This window comes from Rheinheimera sp. EpRS3, from assembly GCF_001513785.1.
Classification (GTDB): Bacteria; Pseudomonadota; Gammaproteobacteria; order Enterobacterales; family Alteromonadaceae; genus Alishewanella.
Window position 1 is genome coordinate 51,161 of sequence record NZ_LNQS01000007.1, and the last position, 14,642, is coordinate 65,802.

General features: G+C 48.3%; 16 protein-coding genes. 12 read left to right on the forward strand and 4 right to left on the reverse strand.

The genetic code is table 11. The features are described 5' to 3' along the window. The first annotated feature begins 9 nt into the window (after window positions 1–9). From AR688_RS07465 to AR688_RS07490, 6 genes are read left to right on the forward strand one after another with little or no spacing between them, the layout of a single operon-like run. On the forward strand, window positions 10–681 hold the full coding sequence (locus AR688_RS07465; RefSeq protein WP_068232073.1) for a tetratricopeptide repeat protein: 672 nt from the start codon (window positions 10–12) through the stop codon (window positions 679–681). 33 nt (window positions 682–714) lie between these two features. Beyond that, the gene (locus AR688_RS07470) at window positions 715–1,374 is read left to right on the forward strand and encodes a response regulator (RefSeq protein WP_068231477.1); all 660 of its coding nucleotides are present in this window, start codon (window positions 715–717) and stop codon (window positions 1,372–1,374) included. Between the two features lie 7 nt (window positions 1,375–1,381). Next, the gene (locus AR688_RS07475; protein WP_068231480.1) at window positions 1,382–2,683 is read left to right on the forward strand and encodes an ATP-binding protein; all 1,302 of its coding nucleotides are present in this window, start codon (window positions 1,382–1,384) and stop codon (window positions 2,681–2,683) included. Window positions 2,684–2,727: 44 nt separating this feature from the next. Continuing rightward, window positions 2,728–3,063, forward strand: a complete 336-nt coding sequence (locus AR688_RS07480) for a cupredoxin domain-containing protein (protein WP_068231482.1) — start codon at window positions 2,728–2,730, stop codon at window positions 3,061–3,063. Next, complete coding sequence (locus AR688_RS07485; protein ID WP_068231485.1) at window positions 3,053–3,796, forward strand: hypothetical protein; 744 nt, start codon at window positions 3,053–3,055, stop codon at window positions 3,794–3,796. The genes AR688_RS07480 and AR688_RS07485 overlap by 11 nt, the downstream gene beginning before the upstream one ends. Next, on the forward strand, window positions 3,793–4,515 hold the full coding sequence (locus AR688_RS07490; protein ID WP_197412160.1) for a hypothetical protein: 723 nt from the start codon (window positions 3,793–3,795) through the stop codon (window positions 4,513–4,515). Before AR688_RS07485 ends, AR688_RS07490 begins: the two co-directional genes overlap by 4 nt. Before the next feature lie 21 nt (window positions 4,516–4,536). On the opposite strand, the gene AR688_RS07495 is transcribed toward AR688_RS07490, so the two are convergent. Genes AR688_RS07495 through AR688_RS07505 form a run of 3 tightly spaced genes read right to left on the reverse strand, consistent with a single transcriptional unit; the run spans window position 4,537 to window position 7,603 of the window. Then, window positions 4,537–6,738, reverse strand: a complete 2,202-nt coding sequence (locus tag AR688_RS07495; RefSeq protein ID WP_068231494.1) for a PepSY domain-containing protein — start codon at window positions 6,736–6,738, stop codon at window positions 4,537–4,539. Between the two features lie 27 nt (window positions 6,739–6,765). Further along, complete coding sequence (locus AR688_RS07500; RefSeq protein WP_068231497.1) at window positions 6,766–7,236, reverse strand: DUF2271 domain-containing protein; 471 nt, start codon at window positions 7,234–7,236, stop codon at window positions 6,766–6,768. 49 nt (window positions 7,237–7,285) lie between these two features. After that, window positions 7,286–7,603 (reverse strand): PepSY domain-containing protein, encoded by a 318-nt coding sequence (locus AR688_RS07505; RefSeq protein WP_197412161.1) that lies wholly within the window; start codon window positions 7,601–7,603, stop codon window positions 7,286–7,288. A 365-nt stretch (window positions 7,604–7,968) separates the two neighbouring features. Between AR688_RS07505 and AR688_RS07510 the strand changes: the two genes are divergently transcribed. Together AR688_RS07510 and glnS are read left to right on the forward strand one after the other, a co-directional pair. After that, window positions 7,969–9,969: an LTA synthase family protein gene (locus AR688_RS07510; RefSeq protein ID WP_068231499.1), complete on the forward strand. Its 2,001-nt coding sequence runs from the start codon at window positions 7,969–7,971 to the stop codon at window positions 9,967–9,969. 175 nt (window positions 9,970–10,144) lie between these two features. After that, window positions 10,145–11,812 carry a glutamine--tRNA ligase gene (gene glnS, locus AR688_RS07515; protein ID WP_068232077.1) on the forward strand — a complete coding sequence of 556 codons (1,668 nt, stop codon included), beginning with the start codon at window positions 10,145–10,147 and terminating at the stop codon, window positions 11,810–11,812. A gap of 60 nt (window positions 11,813–11,872) precedes the next feature. Here the strand turns inward: glnS and AR688_RS07520 are convergent, their stop codons facing one another. After that, window positions 11,873–12,067: a DUF3185 family protein gene (locus AR688_RS07520; protein ID WP_068231502.1), complete on the reverse strand. Its 195-nt coding sequence runs from the start codon at window positions 12,065–12,067 to the stop codon at window positions 11,873–11,875. 138 nt (window positions 12,068–12,205) lie between these two features. Between AR688_RS07520 and AR688_RS07525 the strand changes: the two genes are divergently transcribed. The 4 genes from AR688_RS07525 to AR688_RS07540 are packed head-to-tail and all read left to right on the forward strand — an operon-like array spanning window position 12,206 to window position 14,634. Continuing rightward, on the forward strand, window positions 12,206–13,045 hold the full coding sequence (locus AR688_RS07525) for a transporter substrate-binding domain-containing protein (protein ID WP_068231506.1): 840 nt from the start codon (window positions 12,206–12,208) through the stop codon (window positions 13,043–13,045). Window positions 13,046–13,075: 30 nt separating this feature from the next. Beyond that, window positions 13,076–13,702, forward strand: a complete 627-nt coding sequence (locus tag AR688_RS07530) for a LysE family translocator (RefSeq protein ID WP_231732016.1) — start codon at window positions 13,076–13,078, stop codon at window positions 13,700–13,702. Next, window positions 13,703–14,260: a hypothetical protein gene (locus AR688_RS07535; RefSeq protein WP_231732017.1), complete on the forward strand. Its 558-nt coding sequence runs from the start codon at window positions 13,703–13,705 to the stop codon at window positions 14,258–14,260. Continuing rightward, window positions 14,260–14,634 (forward strand): hypothetical protein, encoded by a 375-nt coding sequence (locus tag AR688_RS07540; RefSeq protein ID WP_068231512.1) that lies wholly within the window; start codon window positions 14,260–14,262, stop codon window positions 14,632–14,634. The genes AR688_RS07535 and AR688_RS07540 overlap by 1 nt, the downstream gene beginning before the upstream one ends. The last annotated feature ends 8 nt before the right edge of the window (window positions 14,635–14,642 follow it).

A 14,642-nucleotide genomic window follows, 5' to 3' on the forward strand; every position in this document is an offset into this window, starting at 1 on the left:
GAGGTAGATATGAACACATTAAGCAAAACATTACGTCTGGTGGCTTTTGTGCCAGCATTATTATTGACTTCAACATTGATGGCGGCATCGGTTTTTGCCGATGTACTCCAGGATATTAAACCCCTGCAAGATCGTTGGGCGGAAGTGAATTACAGCATAAGTGATGAGCAAAAAGAAGCCTCGTTTGCGGCCCTGCTGGAACAAGCCGACGCAGTGGTAGCGGCTAACCCTGACAAAGCCGAAGCACTAATTTGGCGTGGCATTATTAAATCCAGTTATGCCGGTGCTAAAGGTGGTTTGGGCGCTATATCGCTGGCTGAAGGCTCAAAAACTGATCTTGAAGCGGCATTGCAACTTGATAGCCAGGCGCTGCAAGGTTCGGCTTATACCAGTTTAGGTGTGTTGTATTACAAGGTGCCCGGTTGGCCCATTGGTTTTGGCAGTGATAAAACCGCAAAACTGATGTTAGAAAAGGCTTTAACTATTAACCCACAAGGTATTGATCCTAATTATTTTTATGCAGAATTTTTAACGCAAAAGCGCGACTATAAAGCAGCCATGGGCTACATTGACAAAGCCAAACAGGCGAAGCCGCGCCCAGAGCGTGAAACTGCCGATAAAGGCCGGTTGCAGGAGCTTACTGCGCTGGAAGTAAAAGTGGTTAAAAAACTAAAACGTTAAACGGCAGCGTCAGGCACTAATGCTGGAGAGGCAATGAGACTGTTACTGGTAGAAGATGATCTAGATTTAGCCAAAGGCTTGCTGCTGGCATTATCCGCCCAGGGGTTTGTGGTTAATCATGTCAGTACAGGCAAACATGCGTTAAGCAGTATTAAAGCCAAAGATTGCGACGCGCTGATCCTCGATCTTGGCCTGCCGGATATGGATGGCTTGGATTTACTCAAACAAAGCCGGCAAAGAGAAGGGAATCTGCCGGTTTTAGTGCTCACCGCCCGTGATGGCATAGATGATCGTATTCGGGGCCTGGATTTAGGTGCTGATGATTATCTGGTAAAACCTTTTGCAATGCCGGAGCTTTTTGCCCGTTTACGGGTAATAGAGCGCCGTCTTGGCACTGCGGCCACGCATTTAATTAAACTGCAGCAGGTAGAACTCGATACCAGCGCGCATAAAGTGCAGGTAGAAGGTGAAGTTGTTGGTTTGTCGCGTCGCGAATTTATGCTGCTCAAAGAACTCATGGAATCCGCCGGGCGGATAAAAACCCGCGAACAACTGGAAGCCAGCCTGTATGCCTGGGGTGAAGAAGTTGCCAGTAATGCTCTGGAAGTGCATATTTCCAATTTACGCAAAAAGCTGCCGAAAGATTTTATTAAAACGTTACGCGGTGTGGGCTACAGCGTGAGCATGGTATGACCGTGCTATGAGATCACTTCGCCGCTATTTAGTTACTGTCCTTATTGCGCTTTTTACTTTAATCAGTTTTTTAGCCGCTTTACAAAGCTACAGGCAAAGTGCCAGCAGGGCAGAAGCATTGTTTGACCAGGATTTACAAGTGCTGGCGTCCAGTCTGGCACAGCAGTATCAGGCTGGCTCGCAGCAAGAGCTGGGGCTGGCACTGCAGGTTTGGCAAAACAATCAACTGGTGTATCGCAGCCCTTTAGCTCCTGAAACACCTATGGCAGAAACTGAGGGCTTTACCGAGCATAATTTTGCTGGCAAAAGATGGCGGGTGTTTCGCCAGACGCCAACAGCCCTACTAACTGTGATAGTGGCGCAGCCATTGCAGCAACGCCAGCAACTGGCCGACGAAGTGATTACCGCCTCGATTTACCCTGTGGTACTTAGCTTACCGCTACAGGCATTACTGATTTGGCTGGTGGTAAGCAAAGCATTGTCTCCAATTAAACGCTTTTCGGCTCAGTTGGCTTCAAAAAAGGCCAATGATTTAACAGCGGTAGAGCTGGAGCAGGTACCTGCTGAATTAGATCAGATGCTGAAAACCACCAATCTGTTATTTGCCCGTTTAGCAGATGCTTTTGAACGGGAAAAGCGCTTTGCCTCTGATGTTGCGCATGAGCTGCGCACACCGTTGAGTGTATTGCAGGTGAACTTACATAATGCTTCACAACAATGGCAGCAATCGGGAATGGCTGACTCGCAAGATTCTATGCTGGCGTTACAGGCCGGTGTTGAGCGTATGAGTGCCCTGATAGAACAAATTATGCTGTTAAACCGCACTAACCCTGAGCATTTTCAGGCTCGTACAGAACAACTGGATTTAGCCGGTTTATGCCGTCAGGTGGTTGCCGACTGGTACCCGCAGATTGAGAAAAAACAGCAACAGATTGAGCTTCTGGGGCTGGAGCACTTATCGCTAAAAGGCGATGCTTTTGCGTTACGGTTGCTAGTCAGTAACCTGGTAGGCAACGCCAGTAAATACACCCAGGCCGGTGGTGCTATTCAACTGGAGTTAATGACACAGGCCGGAAAAGCGGTACTGGTGGTGCAGGATAACGGCCCGGGGATACCGCCAGAAGAGTACAGCAGAGTATTTGATCGTTTCTACCGGGTAGGTGGCGACAGGCATCAATCGGGTACTTTGGGTTCTGGTTTAGGTTTGGCTATAGTGCGCGATATCGCTAATTTGCATCAGGGTCAGGTACGCCTTGGCGCCGCAGATTCTGTTAGCGGCTTAAAAGTGACAGTGGAACTGCCTTTGTGAAAATAAACAGGACAAAGGGAATACCCTGGCAACATCTTGCATTAATGAGTCTGGCTTTGCCTGTGCTGGCAGAGCCCGCGCTATTTGAATTGCAGATTAAAGATCACTTGTTTCACCCGTCGGTGCTTTATGTGCCGGCCGGTGAAAAAATAAAACTGCAGGTGTTAAACCAGGACCCATCACCAGAGGAATTTGAAAGCTTTAGCTTAAACCGGGAAAAGGTCATTTTAGGCAATGGCAAAGCCACTTTGTTTATAGGGCCACTGCAACCGGGCCGCTACCATTTTTTTGGTGAATATAACCCCGACAGTGCCCAGGGGGTGCTGATAGCGCTACCCGAAGCGCAGTGGCAACAGCGTAGGGCTGACAATGCTAATTAATACCGTGCTGATGTTTTTACGCGAGTTGTTGCCATTATTTTTACTGCTGGCTACCTTGCTGGTGTGGCACAGAAGCCAGTGGCGGCGTTTTATTCTGCTGTTTTCTTTGCCAGCCATCCTGATGCTGACACTTTTTAGCAGCAATATGCTTTGGATCTCTGAGCAACTTGATGGCTTCGGGCTGGAGTTATTGTACAGCCTGCTATACACCGGTTGCTTTGCGCTATTGTGTGTGGCCGCAGCTAAGCGTAATGCAGCAATGGTGTTGTCGGCCTTTGCCTGTGCCTGTTTGCTCAGTATCAATGGCAGCAACTTACTGCTGTATATCTGGTTGCCCACTCAGGGCAATACCGACCCATCGGCTTTACTTTTGGGTATGGCCTTAGGTGTAGGCATTGGCAGCAGTATTGCCGTGCTGTGGTATTACCTGCTAACCGAGCTAAAACAATGGCGTATGCTCAGTTACCGGTTGCTGCTGTCGCTACTGGGCGTACGTCAGTTAATGATGGCATCAGCTTTGCTCATTCAATCCGACTGGCTGCCCTCAGGCCCGCGACTATGGCAAACCGAACAATGGCTGCCGGAGCAGTCTGAATTAGGTTTCTTTTTGCAGGCTTTACTGGGGTATGAAGCCACTCCGGTTTTATCACAAGGCCTTATATATATTGCCGGCCTGGGGTTGTTGCTCTGGTGTAGCCGCAACCTGAAAAATAACATAAGGAGTGCGCAATGAGGTTTTCTCCTTCACTAGCTTATGGGGTTCTTGGCTCTTTAGCGCTAATGACAAGCGGGCATAGTCTGGCCGATGGCCGGGTAGTAGATAAGGTATATCACCCTTATGTACAGGCGCTTGAGCGCAGTGTTGAATATCGCTACTTTTATCAGCGTCAGGCTGATCACCCCGACAACAACACTATGGGGCAAAAGCTGGGTTATGGTTTTTCGGTAGCTGAGCGCGCCGCACTGGAAATTTATCTGATAGCAGACAGAGTAAGCCCTGAAGATTATAAGTTGTCTGGCTACGAACTCGAATTGCGCTGGATGCTGACCGAGCAAGGCCAGTACAGTGCTGACTGGGGCCTGCTGTTTGAACTTGAGCGGCAGAACAATCAGGACAACTTTGAATTTACTACCGGGCTGTTAATGGAGAAAGAGTTTGGCCCAACCAGTCTGACGCTAAATGCACTGGCAGTGTACGAATGGGGTAAAACCATTGAAACTGAATGGGAAGGGGAGTTCAGGGCGCAATACCGCTATCGTTTGTTACCCGCAGTGCAACCCGCTATAGAATTATATGTCGGAGAAAATTACAAAGGCGCCGGACCAAGTTTAATGGGCGTGCATAAGTTTGATAAGCAGAAACAATTAAAATGGGAGCTGGCGGTGATTATGGCGATTGATAATGATACTGTTGATCGTACTTTGCGCTTTGCGCTGGAGTATGAATTTTAATAAACATGCGATTAGCTTGTTTTAATAGGTGTCTTCCAAATATCGTCCCGATTTTTTCAAAGTCGCCACATCTAATGCTATTGGTGCCAAGATTGTATTTAGGCTGGTAGCGACGTCAGTTGCCATTCGGCGTCCGCCACAAAGCATAATTTGTGCATTGCCGTTTATCAGAGTCCGAATTTGATCTGCGTCTTGTAGCAGTTTGTCCTGAACATAGGCAGGCTCTGCTCCTCGCGAGAATGCGACATGGAGTTGTGATAACCGCTGGTCAGCCAAGTAGGAGTTAAGTTCGTTCTGGTATAAGAAATCAGAAGTTGCCAGACGTCCGCCCCAGTACAGGTAGATAGGGCGGCGAGCGGTGTTGGCACGAATAAACCCCACCAACGGAGCAATGCCAGTGCCTGCGCCGATCAGCAGAATGGGCGACTTCCCGGCGGCAGGTTTAAAGCGGGCATTTTTCTGAATAAAACCCGCGGCAGTTTCACCAAATTTCAGGTTGTATAAAAAACCTGAACACAAGCCATTGTCCTGCTGCCTGACACAAATTTCGAGGACGCCATCGGTACTGGCGGATGCTAAAGAGTAAAAGCGAGGAGCCGCATTGCCTGGTGGCAAAATGCCGACCAAATCGCCCGCGCTAAACACCGGTAGTGTGCTGCCCGGGGGGGCGGATTGAAAGCGCAACACACAAGTCGGCGCCTGTACTGCTTCACCATAGTTCTGCCGCTCGACCAACATCAACCCATGGCAGGCTGGCAGCACCGGCGTATAGTGCAGCATTAAAGGACGGCCAAGCACGTTGCCAAGTGCCACGCCCCAATGTTCAAACGTCGCGGCGGACTGTCGATCGACATAGTCGGTGGCAAGCAGCTGTGGCCACTGCCGTTGTTGCAACGCCTCAGTCACATGATCGGCAAAAGCACAAAAACTGCAAAATTGCCGATCGCCAAACGCTAATACGGCAAAGGGTAAACTTAGGGTTGGCGGCAGTTTTTGCAGCTTTTGTAAAAACTGACTGGCCGAGGCCGGTGCATCGCCATCACCGTAGGTCGAGGTGAGGATCAACAAACGTTCGGCTTTGACATAGTGATTTGCCAGCTGATCCATCGGCGCCAGATGCACCAGACAACCTGCGTGTTTTAATGCTTCGCATAAGGCGTTGGCAAAACCCCAGGTACTGTTGGACTCAGATCCAACCAGCATAATCGTATCTGCCTGCCCCACTGCCGAGTTCCCCTGCAGGTGCGGCATGGCACGACGTCGTTGCCACCAAATCTGAAAGCCGGTGATAACCAGAGCGGGCACCGTCAGCGCCGCAAGGCCAAACAGCAACCCCAGCCACCAGTAAGTTTCACCGGTATGCAATTCCATAATGAAGGTTTGTAGCTGTGCAGCATTGCCATAGTCGGCATAGGACAGCCACTGCCCAGTGGCTTGATCGACATACCCCGAGCCCTGATGGGTGCTTAGTGCATACAAGTCCTGTGGATCGGTGCGGGACGGGAAAATCAGTTGATGTAAATCGACCAAATCGGTTTGCTGTAATGCGGGCAGAGTACCAACGGGTGCCGCAGCTGTGCCAGCCACCTTTTGCGGGAAATCAGCCTCAAGCTCTGCGGCTTCAGGCAGTAACTCGAAACGCAGTGCTGACATAACGCTACCGGTCAGCGCCGATAGCAATAACCCCAATGCCGCAGCACGCGCTAACTCGGCGTGTAGCCTTGGACTGATTGCGCCATTGCTGGCACTGCGCATCGGCGCAAATAGCTGGCGCCAACCGCCCGCCCGTGACGCCAATAAAAATACCCCAGAGACACATAGCACGCTTAGCAGCAGCGCCACAATGCCCGCGCCAGCCCGCCCTTTGTCGTCCCACAAAAAAGCCCGGTGTAAATCTTTCAGCCAAGCAAAAACTGCGGACTGTTGATAGGTCGCCAGCCGAGTGCCAGTCAGCGGATTGATCAAATCCGCCGCAGTTTGGCCATCTTGGGTAAAGTAAACCACCACAGCCCCGGAAGGCAGCCGTTCAATTTGCTCCGTACCTGGATACGCAAGCAACACTTTCTCTGCCACGTCAGCCACGCTCACAGCCCCTCTGGCGGGCACTAAAGCATTTGCGCGCTGTAATGCCGGATCTAACGCTAGCAGTGCCCCTGTGGTGGCTGTGATCAGCAAAAACAGCGCTGCAGTAAGACCAGCGAGTGAATGAAAGCGACGTAGCATCTGGCTATACCCTCTAAAGCGGTGATGTTACAGGGTATAACTGATGGTTTTGACATAACCGCGACCAGCGACTGAGGTACCAGCACCCCGACGTGTCAGCGGCAGCTCGGCATCAACCCTTTGATCGCGTTGATCTTCTACCGCACTATCGACCCTAATCAAATACCCAGCATCGATCAACGCATCCTCAATGTTGACCTTAAACGTCAATTGCTCGCCGGAGGTGACACTGGCGCCGGTGCTGCCATCATATTCGGTACTTTTTAAGCCACTGCCGCGTGCCCAATCTTGCAGGTGTTTGTAATATTTAGCTTTACCACCCGCGACCCAGAGCGTTTTGTTGTACTTGCCGTTTGCATCGGTAAGATAGATTGCCAGATAAGCACCATCGCCCTGATAGCTATGTAGTGTTGTAGTAATAGTAACTTCAGCTGCCTGAATAACGTTGGGCAGGCACAGACCCAGCATGAACTCTGCGGTGATGAATAATTTTTTCATTTCACTTTCTCCTGGCCTCTATTGGTTATTGAGACTGATGTCGAATTTCTTAGTGTTGCTGTTCAGAAGGCTTGTCGTGTTTCACTTCAAGTTCCAGTAACGTAAATGATGCAGGCGCGTAGGTGGCTTTCACCCGGCGTCCTTGTTCATCGATTGCGCGCACTTCATAGCAGCCATCATCAATACGAATACGTTTTACCCGCCAGCCTTGCTGCTCCAGCTTTTGTTTTAGCATTTCGCGTGGCTGCCAGTCGGCTATGGGGTCCTTGCATTCATCGTCTGCCAGCACAGACGCAGCAGAAAAGGTGAGGCTAAAAAAAATGGTGAACACAGTGACTACTTTTAGAATGGATAGCATTTTGTTCATATTGCTCTGCTCATAAACAAACACTAAAGTGCCTGTGTTAATTCATCTTAACCGGGATTTGAAAATACAAACTTTGATCTACATCTAGTGGCGGTGTTTCAACAAGGGTGAAATATATCCTTGCCAGACTGATACACCGTGGTTTTGATCCGGAACAAACCCAAAAGGCTATGGAATAAGTTGTCGTGACTGAAACTGTGATATCGTCAGATTGAGTGACGAAGCTTAAGGCAGACTTAAGGGAGGTAAGAGCAGCTCAATATCGGGTGGCTTGCGCTCACAAGGGCAGGGCGCTCTGTCCCATTTAAGTTTTTCTTAAGTTTTCATCCCTATGCTGGCTTTTGTTTAGTTACTGAGGCCAGCTCATGTCTGCAATAAAAACGATAAAAGTAACTGTTTTTTCCTCTTTATTTTGCCTTGGCCCTTACCGTTATTTAATCCGTACGGCGGTACTTGGTTTAGTCTTGCTTAGTCTGAGCCGGTGGGCGTTAGTGTTGTGGCAATACGACAGAGTGGATCAAACTGATATGCTGTGGCAAGTATTACTGCAAGGTATTAGAGCCGACATTATTTTAGTGGGATTGCTACTGCTGGTGCCTGTGCTGCTTATTCCACTGGCATCGGTACGCAGCCTGGCTAAGTACTGGTTTCAGTTTAGTTATTTATGGTGTCTGTCTGCTTTGGTGCTGCTAGTGTTTATGGAACTGGCGTCACCTGCTTTTATTTTGCAATATGATGTGCGGCCAAACCGGCTTTTTGTCGAGTACCTGAAGTACCCCAAAGAAGTGTTGTCGACTTTATGGTTTGGTTTTCGTTTGCCTTTAGTTCTGGGTATTGTTGCTACAGTAGCTCTTGCCTGGTTGATGCGGCATGTTTTTCGGCTGGGGCAATGCAGTGTAAAGCAGTGGTCGGCTGTTAAAACTATTGGTATATGGACTCTGGCGTTGCTGCTGCTTTTTGCCGGTATCCGTTCTACCACAGCTCATCGGCCTGCTAATCCGGCAATGTTTGCAATTACTGCCGATGCCATGGTCAACTCGTTGGTTTTAAATTCTGCTTATTCAGTACTTTATGCCATTTATAATTTAAAGCATGAAGCTCACTCGAGCGAAATCTATGGCCGCTTGCCTACAGAGCAGATGCTGAAGTTAAGCCTGGACTGGCCCTGGCTACAGTCCTACAGCTTTACTAATCAAGAGTACCCAACAGCACATTGGCAACAGGCGATCAAGCGCGCGCGGCCACTGAATTTGGTGATAGTGTTGCAGGAAAGCCTGGGTGCTACTTTTGTGCAATCTTTAGGTGGTTTGGCTGTCACGCCGGAGCTTGAAAAGTTAAAACAACAGGGCATCTGGTTTGAAAATTTGTATGCCACAGGCACCCGCTCTGTACGTGGTATTGAAGCGGTCGTGGCTGGTTTTCCGCCGACACCAGCACAAAGCACAGTGAAGTTATCCAATAGCCAGCAGCATTTCACTACCCTTGCATCAATCCTTAAAAATCAAGGCTACCAAACCCAGTTTATCTATGGTGGTGAAGCACATTTTGACAATATGCGCAGTTTTTTTACCGGCAATGGTGTGGATCAGATTGTCGATCAAAGCCAGATGCAAAACCCTTTGTTTACCGGCAGTTGGGGCGCCAGTGATGAGGATGTGTTTACTGCTGCGCACCAACAATTAACGGCTTTGCATCAGCAGGATAAGCCATTTTTTAGCCTGATTTTCACCTCCAGCAATCATGAGCCTTTTGAGTTTCCTGATGGCCGTATTGAGTTATATGAAGAGCCCAAAGATACCGCCAATAACGCGGTGAAATATGCCGACTGGGCCATGGGGCAGTTTTTCCAAAAGGCAAAACAAAGCGACTATTGGCAAGATACCTTGTTTTTAATAGTGGCCGATCATGATAACAGAGTGTACGGCGACAACCTGATCCCGGTCGAAAAGTTCCATATTCCAGGGCTGATTTTAGGTGCGGATACAAAGCCAGAACTGCTAAAAACCCTTGCCAGTCAGATTGATTTAGCACCCACCTTATTATCTATGATGGGTATATCCAGTTGCCATACCATGACAGGACGGGACTTTACTCTGGATAACACCAGCCCCGGCCGGGCTTTATTGCAGTTTGAGGATTACTTTGCTCTGATGCAGAGCGACAAACTGGTGATCCTCAAGCCTGATGGAAACAGTGTCGAAGCAAGGTATCAGCCAGGACAGCAAAAACTTAGTTTAAGCAGACATGCTGTGCCGCAGGCAGATAAAGATGAAGCGTTGGCGCTGGTGCAATTACCATCCTATTTATATCGCGAGCAAAAAAATGTCAGCACGGCACTATGCCCAGAGAAATTGCCAGCAAACTAATCTGTGGTGGGATTTTTATGCTCTTAGACCATACCCGCCGGTATTTTTATTCAGCCAGAATAATTAGCCCCGCCAGGCGGTAGTCAGAAGCATTTCTGCTGTTATAATGCCGCCATATTTCAGTAATTTTAGCCAGTGCAGCCGCACTGGTTTTTCAGATAGGGATTTGAATTCTATGGCGGACGTTGAACATCGCCCAACTAATTTTATTCGTCAGATCATTGATACTGATTTAGCCTCAGGTAAACACAGTGCTGTGCAAACCCGTTTTCCGCCTGAGCCTAATGGTTACTTACACATTGGTCATGCTAAATCTATCTGCCTGAACTTTGGTATTGCCCAGGATTACCAGGGTAAATGTAACCTGCGGTTTGATGATACTAACCCGGAAAAAGAAAACGTCGAGTTTGTAAATTCTATTTCACAAGACGTGAACTGGCTCGGCTTTCAGTGGGATGGCGAGGTACGTTACTCTTCAGATTACTTTGATGCCCTGTATGGTTATGCGGTTGAATTAATTAATAAAGGCCTAGCTTATGTTTGCTTTTTAAATGGCGAGCAAATGCGCGAGTACCGTGGCAATTTAACCCAACCGGGTAAACCCAGCCCGACGCGCGATACCAGCCCGGCAGAAAACCTGGCGTTGTTTGAAAAAATGCGTGCCGGTGGTTTTAAAGAAGGCGAGTGTTCGCTGCGCGCCAAAATTGATATGACATCCAGCTTTATGGTTATGCGCGACCCGGTTATTTACCGTGTTAAGTTTGCCCATCACCATCAAACCGGTGACAAGTGGTGCATCTACCCGATGTACGACTTTACCCACTGTATTTCTGATGCACTGGAAGGTGTTACGCACTCGCTGTGTACACTGGAATTTCAGGATAACCGCCGTTTATATGACTGGATTTTGGATAACATTACTATTGCCTGCCACCCACAGCAGATTGAGTTCTCACGCTTAAATCTTGAATATGCGGTAATGAGCAAGCGTAAACTGCAAACGCTGGTAGAAAAACAGGTTGTATCCGGTTGGGACGACCCGCGTATGCCAACCATTGCCGGTTTACGCCGTCGTGGTTATACGGCATCAGCTATTCGAGAGTTTGCTAAACGCATTGGTGTGACCAAGCAAGACAATGTCATTGAAATGAGCGCACTGGAAGCCTGTATCCGCGAAGATTTAGATGCAGCTGCACCACGTGCTATGGCGGTGCTTGACCCGCTTAAAGTAACTATTACTAACTACCCGGCCGATGGCGTGCAGTGGGTTGAGGCGCCAAATCATCCGAAAGATGACAGCATGGGCAGCCGCAAACTGCCGTTCGGGCCTGTGGTGTATATCGACCGCGCCGATTTTCGCGAAGAGGCTAACAAAAAGTATAAGCGTTTAGTGCTTAATGGTGATGTGCGTTTACGCAATGCTTATGTTATCCATGCAGATGAAGTGGTAAAAGACAGCGAAGGTAATATTGTTGAATTAAAATGCAGCTATTTACCAGAAACACTGGGTGAAAACCCGGCAGATGGCCGTAAAGTGCGTGGCGTAATTCATTGGGTTGAAGCCAAACACGCAGTGCCAGCCGAGTTCCGCGTTTATGATCGTTTATTCAGCGTGGCTAACCCTGCAGCAGAGGAAGACTTCCTGCAGGTGATTAATGCGCAGTCGTTAGTGATTAAACAAGGTTTGGTTGAGCCGTCATTACAAACAGCTAAAGCTGAACAGGCTTATCAGTTTGAACGTGAAGGTTATTACTGCGCAGATAATAAAGACAGTAGTGCCAACAAACTGGTATTTAACCGTACAGTAGGGCTGCGGGACAGCTGGGGTAAAGAAGAGGAATAATAATCCTCTGTAACCAGATAAATAAAGGCCGCATTGCGGCCTTTATGCATGTTAAGCAGTTTATTTCTTCAGCAAAACACCCAGACCTACAATCGCAGCTATGGCACCACCCACCAGAAACCAAATAGAGTTGTCTGTTGGATTGCCTGTTACTACCTCAGTTACCTGAGACGCGGCTGAATTGTATTCGGTGTAACCAAAGTATAATAAAATGACACCGGCGACCAAAATTGCCAAACCCAGAATTTTATTCATGTTTATCTCCTGTCTTCTCTCTTAATCAGGCTGTTGTTCTGTATTTTTATAAAGTAAATATCAGGTTTAGGCTGACTATTTTCAGCAAATTAGATAATACTTCATTGATAACATGGCACAGTTATTCGGTGAAAAATAGTGATACGTATAATTTTACTTTATTTTTGCCTGTTTACGGCTAGCGGTGCTGCGGAATTGGTGCGCTATCCTGCGATTGCGCACGTTGAAGATCCACGGTCTGTTTATCCATTAGCCTTGCTGGAACTGGCATTGGCACAATCGGAGCGGCAGTATCAGCTGCAAAGCTCGTCTGAGCGGATGTCTAAATCACGCAGTATAGTTTTTTTAAAAGAGCAGGCCGAGCTGGATGTACTGTGGACGATGACGTCTGTTGAGCGCGAGCTGGATTTACGGCCTATTCGCATTCCCATTTTTAAAGGCCTTAGCGGTTATCGTATTATGTTGATCCGCAACGACCAGCAGGCTAAATTTTCAGCCAGCGCTAAACCTGCGCAAATCCGCCGTCTGGTGTATGCGCAGGGCCATGACTGGGTAGATGCCAAAGTACTGCAGCTTAACGGCTTTTCGGTAATTGGCGCTGCCGGCTATGACAATTTATTCTCCATGCTGGAAAAAGGCCGGGTGGATGCGGTGCCACGCAACGCGCTGGAAATTGCTGATGAAGCCGCACTGCTTACAGAGCGTAATATAGTGACAGAGCAAAACTGGGTGCTTTATTATCCTACCGCCAGCTATTTTTTTGTTAATTATGCTAACGAGCAACTGGCAAAGGATATTGAAAACGGGCTGCACAAAATGGTTGCCGATGGCACTTTTGATCAGCTTTTTTATCAGTTTTTCGCCAATCATCTGGCAGAGCTAAAACTGGATAAGCGGCAAATAATAAAGCTGGATAATCCGCTTTTACCTGCACAAACGCCTATTAAAGACGGCCGACTCTGGTATTATCCGCAGTAAGTATCGTATTTTTACCCAACCTCTGGATGTATGATGGACCTATTCTTAGCGGTGCTGTTTTTTGCCTTTTCTACCACTATCACACCTGGCCCTAACAACGTAATGATTATGTCATCCGGCGTTAATTATGGTGTCAAGGCCAGCGTGCCACACTGGTTGGGAATATGTTTGGGTTTCCCGCTAATGGTACTGCTGGTGGGGCTGGGGTTTGGTGCTGTGTTTGAGCGTTATCCGCATCTGCATCAACTGATTAAAGTGGTTGGGGTGGTTTATCTTATCTGGCTGGCCTGGCACATTGCCAGCGCTGAACCAAAAGCAATAGAAAAAGGCAAAAGTAAGCCATTCAGCTTTATACAGGCTGCATTATTTCAATGGGTTAATGGCAAGGCGTGGGTGATGGCCAGTGGTGCTGTCGCCGCCTTTACTACGGTAGGGGGCGTGTATTGGCTGGAAGTGAGCGTAATTACCGCCGCTTTTTTATTGGTCGCTTTTCCTTGTGTGGGGGCCTGGCTGGTATTTGGTGCAGCCCTCAGAGCGGTGCTAACTAAACCTTTGTTTCAGCGTATATTTAATATTTGCATGGCCATTATTTTGCTGTTATCAGTAGTGCCGGTGGTGATCGAAATCTGGCATTATTATTTTATGCCAGCAACATAATTGTGGTTTGATAGTTTGGGTTTTGCACAGATGAATGGCAGTGAGGAAAAAATAAAGCTGGAGCATGAAGCGGCAAGGCTGTTTATGCGCCTGTACGAGCAGCGCTTTGGTATTGCTATGCGCCATATCTGGCATAACGAGCCGGCCCGGCCGGATGTATCCTGTTATTACGATGCGCAAAAGCTGGATTTAGAAATTGCTCATCTTTATGGTAGCGAAGCAGAAGCCATGCATATTCTGGGGCGCGAGCTGGGCACTAATACCCACAAAGAGCTAATGGCGCTGCTGCGCACACCGGCGCAGCATCGGTTGCTAACCGCACTTAATCGCCTGATCAGCAATAAAGCCGAAAAAAACTACCATACTGAACGGGTCTGGCTGGTGATCCGTAATGCCAACCCGTTATGGACCCGGCGCGATATTTTGCAGTATTACAAACAACTGCATATGCCAAAACGGCATCCGTTTGAACAAATCTGGTTAATTGGTGATATGCAGGGGCAAAGCGGCATAATGGCACTGTACCCTGCAAGTCTGACCGCACTGGAGCTTGGCTGATGCTGGCATTTTATCAACGCTGGGCGCGGCGCATGTATCCGGCGAGGGCCTTGTTTGTTGTACTGTTTTTACTGGCAGTTAGCGCCTTTGGCTGGCTGCTGTTTAGCGCAACACCGGAGTTTGCTCAGCGCTGGCAGCTTACTGCGGTATTATGCGGTGTCAGCAGTTTACTGCTCTGGCTGTGGGCAGTAGTGTTTTATCCTGAATTACCAACGGCAGATCACAACGCTGCCACGCTACATAAAATTAAAATACGCCTGCAACGGCTATGTTATTACCTGTTGGCTATGCTGGTAACAGTGTTACTGCTGGCGACAACATACCTTGGCCTGCGTGTACTTAAAGGTATAATAGCCACCCTGTTTTTTAGCTGACGATATAT

Excerpts from the sequence above, each read along its gene's own strand:
- AR688_RS07465 (WP_068232073.1), top strand. The coding sequence starts at position 10 with ATGAACACATTAAGCAAAACATTACGTCTGGTGGCTTTTGTGCCAGCA.
- AR688_RS07470 (WP_068231477.1), top strand. The coding sequence starts at position 715 with ATGAGACTGTTACTGGTAGAAGATGATCTAGATTTAGCCAAAGGCTTG.
- AR688_RS07475 (WP_068231480.1), top strand. The coding sequence starts at position 1,382 with ATGAGATCACTTCGCCGCTATTTAGTTACTGTCCTTATTGCGCTTTTT.
- AR688_RS07480 (WP_068231482.1), top strand. The coding sequence starts at position 2,728 with ATGAGTCTGGCTTTGCCTGTGCTGGCAGAGCCCGCGCTATTTGAATTG.
- AR688_RS07485 (WP_068231485.1), top strand. The coding sequence starts at position 3,053 with ATGCTAATTAATACCGTGCTGATGTTTTTACGCGAGTTGTTGCCATTA.
- AR688_RS07490 (WP_197412160.1), top strand. The coding sequence starts at position 3,793 with ATGAGGTTTTCTCCTTCACTAGCTTATGGGGTTCTTGGCTCTTTAGCG.
- AR688_RS07495 (WP_068231494.1), bottom strand. The coding sequence starts at position 6,738 with ATGCTACGTCGCTTTCATTCACTCGCTGGTCTTACTGCAGCGCTGTTT.
- AR688_RS07500 (WP_068231497.1), bottom strand. The coding sequence starts at position 7,236 with ATGAAAAAATTATTCATCACCGCAGAGTTCATGCTGGGTCTGTGCCTG.
- AR688_RS07505 (WP_197412161.1), bottom strand. The coding sequence starts at position 7,603 with ATGAACAAAATGCTATCCATTCTAAAAGTAGTCACTGTGTTCACCATT.
- AR688_RS07510 (WP_068231499.1), top strand. The coding sequence starts at position 7,969 with ATGTCTGCAATAAAAACGATAAAAGTAACTGTTTTTTCCTCTTTATTT.
- glnS (WP_068232077.1), top strand. The coding sequence starts at position 10,145 with ATGGCGGACGTTGAACATCGCCCAACTAATTTTATTCGTCAGATCATT.
- AR688_RS07520 (WP_068231502.1), bottom strand. The coding sequence starts at position 12,067 with ATGAATAAAATTCTGGGTTTGGCAATTTTGGTCGCCGGTGTCATTTTA.
- AR688_RS07530 (WP_231732016.1), top strand. The coding sequence starts at position 13,076 with ATGATGGACCTATTCTTAGCGGTGCTGTTTTTTGCCTTTTCTACCACT.
- AR688_RS07540 (WP_068231512.1), top strand. The coding sequence starts at position 14,260 with ATGCTGGCATTTTATCAACGCTGGGCGCGGCGCATGTATCCGGCGAGG.